General features: G+C 62.6%; 3 protein-coding genes. 1 reads left to right on the forward strand and 2 read right to left on the reverse strand.

The window, feature by feature from the left end:
• The coding region (locus tag ACK4SV_RS16615; protein ID WP_409918959.1) for a cryptochrome/photolyase family protein at positions 1-946 on the reverse strand (946 nt) is incomplete at its 3' end.
• 21 nt (positions 947-967) lie between these two features.
• Positions 968-1,654: a DUF6134 family protein gene (locus ACK4SV_RS16620; protein ID WP_409918960.1), complete on the reverse strand. Its 687-nt coding sequence runs from the start codon at positions 1,652-1,654 to the stop codon at positions 968-970.
• Between the two features lie 147 nt (positions 1,655-1,801).
• Between ACK4SV_RS16620 and ACK4SV_RS16625 the strand changes: the two genes are divergently transcribed.
• The coding region (locus ACK4SV_RS16625; protein WP_409918961.1) for a cysteine synthase A at positions 1,802-2,813 on the forward strand (1,012 nt) is incomplete at its 3' end.

Here is a 2,813-nt window from a genome sequence, read left to right on the forward strand (position 1 = left end):
GCACATATTCGCGCCAGCCGATGATCTGGCGGATGAACCCTTCCGCGGCATTCAGCGGCGCCTGCCCGTCCCGGTACGCCGCCTCCACGCGCCGGCACACATCCAGCGGGTCCAGCAGGCCACAATTGATGTAGAGCGCCAGCAGCGAATGCCACATCCAGGGCTCGCCCTTCGCCATCGCGTCCTGCCAGTCCCCGAAGCCGGGCAGGATGTCCGTGATGAAATGGTCCCGCGCCTGTTCAGCCCCTGCCCGCGTGGTGGCAAACACCCAGGGCTCGAGATCGCCGAAGTGATCGGGAAACCGATCTCGGACAAGATCAATCACCTCACGCGTCAGCGCATCGGCTTCCGGCAGATAGCGCGGCGGCGGCACCACACTCGCCGGGAGGCGCTTGCGGTTCTCCTGGTCGTAATTCCACTGGCCGCCCGCCGGTTCGCCCTCATCCAACAAGAGCCCGGTCTTGCGTCGCACATCGCGGTAGAAATACTCCATCCGCAGCTGCTTGCGGCCCTCGGCCCAGTCCGCAAACTCGCTCAGCGGCACAATGAACCGCGTGTCCTCGCGCAGTTCGACTTCGACCGGGAACAGGTCCCGCCAGCTGTCCATATCCTGCAGCAGCCGCCATTCACCCGGCTTGGTCACGACGACGCCGTCAAGTTCCGGCTCGTCCTCCAGCGCCCGCGCGACTTCCGCCCTCAGCGATCCTTGATTGGCAGGATCATCCAGCCGCACGTATCGCACCCGGTGTCCAGCATCCTCCAGTTCGCGCGCAAAATGGCGCATGGCAGCGAAAAGAAAGGCGATCTTCTTCTTATGATGGCGCACATAAGTCGCCTCCTCCATCACCTCGGCGATCAGGATCAGGTCCTGGCCAGTATCGGCATCCCGCAAAGATGAAATATCAGGTGACAGCTGGTCACCCAGAATGAGCCTCAGCCGCGCCATGAATCGTACTGCTCGATAAAGTTAGTAGAGGCGGTCGAGCACATACTCGATCTGCTGGCCGCGCGCCTCGAAGGCGAGCTTCACCCAGCGGCCCTCATCATCATACCAGAGGTCCACATCGATGTCGGAATCGAGCAGGTAACGGTTCGCCTCAATCTGCTGGCCGCCTGCGCGGATCGTCTCGCGCCCTTTGGGAATCACGGTCACATCAAGAATCTCGCCGTCCTCAGTCGAGAGCAGCTGGTTTGTCTTAGTCTGGGCATAGTTCCAATGGCTCGCCGGCACGGCGCTCTCCGGCGCCTCGCCCTTGAAGGCGGTGCCGTCGACCGTCAGCGCGCCGCCCTGCCGCGAGGCCGAAACAGTGCCCCGCTTGCCATCATCATTCACGCGGCCCGTGACAGAGACAAGTTCGCCATTCTGCCAGGTTTCCTGCGCATTCAATTCGTAACGGAACACTGTGATGGGCCCGAGCCCGGCGCGCAGCGACACGTCGGTCTTGACCACCAGCCCGCCAGCCCCCTCTTCGAACCGGACCACATGGCTGCCAAAGGCATTGCCCTGGCGCAGCACGTTGAAACGGATTTCGTCGCCTGCGCTCGGCGCCCAGCCATTCTCTTTCACCGGCGCAGGTGCATTATCCGCAGAAGCCGGCAGGGCTGCGCCCATCAGCGCCACAAGGGCAACAAGGCTCAATCGCTTAAGGGTCATTGCAGTTGATCCAATCAGGTTTCTCTATGATTTCTACGCTCTGTGCTGAATTGCGGATCAGTTTCCGCAACAGTGCGGATTGAACCGCGCGACAGGCAGTCGTAGCCTGCCACACCGTAAGTAACTCCAATCTGAGTATCCCGTTCCATGACCATTCACCGGTCTGTCATAGACCTCATCGGCAATACCCCGCTCCTGCGCCTGAACAGTGCTTCAGAGGCCACAGGCTGCGAGATCCTCGGCAAGTGCGAATTCCTGAACCCCGGCCAGTCCGTCAAGGACCGCCCGGCCCTGGGAATCATCCGCGAGGCTGAGGCGGCCGGCCTGCTGAGGCCCGGCGGCACGATCGTCGAAGGCACGGCCGGAAACACCGGCATCGGCCTTGCCCTTGTTGGCAAGGCACTCGGATACCGTGTGGTCATCGTCATGCCGCGCACGCAGAGCCAGGAGAAGAAGGACGCCATCCGCCTCCTCGGGGCGGAGCTGATCGAAGTGGACGCCGTCCCCTACGCCAATCCCAACAATTACGTCCGCTATTCCGGCCGTCTCGCCGAGGAACTCGCCGCGAGCGAAACCAATGGCGCGATATGGGCCAACCAGTTCGACAACCAGGCCAACCGCCGCACACATTACAAGACGACCGGCCAGGAAATCTGGGAGCAGACGGGCGGCAAGCTCGACGGCTTCATCTGCGCGGTCGGCACGGGCGGCACGCTGGGCGGTGTCTCGCTGGCCCTCAAGGAAAAGAACAAGGCCGTCACCATTGGCCTCGCCGATCCGGGCGGCGCCGCGCTGTTTTCCTATTACACGACCGGCGAGCTGAAAGCCGAAGGCACGTCCATCACCGAAGGCATCGGACAGGGCCGCATCACCGGAAACCTCGAAGACGTTCTGGTCGACAAGGCCTACCGCATCACCGATGACGAAGCGCTCAAGGTCCTGTTCGACCTTGTCGAGCATGAAGGCCTCTGCCTCGGCGGCTCGGCCGGCGTCAATGTCGCCGGCGCCATCCGCCTTGCGCGCGATCTGGGGCCGGGCCACACCGTCGTGACGATCCTCTGCGACTATGGCAACCGCTACCAATCAAAACTCTACAATCCGGAATTCCTGCGCAGCAAAGACCTGCCGGTTCCGCCCTGGATGGAGACGCCCCATGTCT

The sequence above is a fragment of the Hyphomonas sp. genome, assembly GCF_046313735.1.
Taxonomy (GTDB): Bacteria; Pseudomonadota; Alphaproteobacteria; order Caulobacterales; family Hyphomonadaceae; genus Hyphomonas.

Coding starts and splice junctions, on each gene's coding strand:
- ACK4SV_RS16620 (WP_409918960.1), bottom strand. CDS start 1,654: ATGACCCTTAAGCGATTGAGCCTTGTTGCCCTTGTGGCGCTGATGGGC.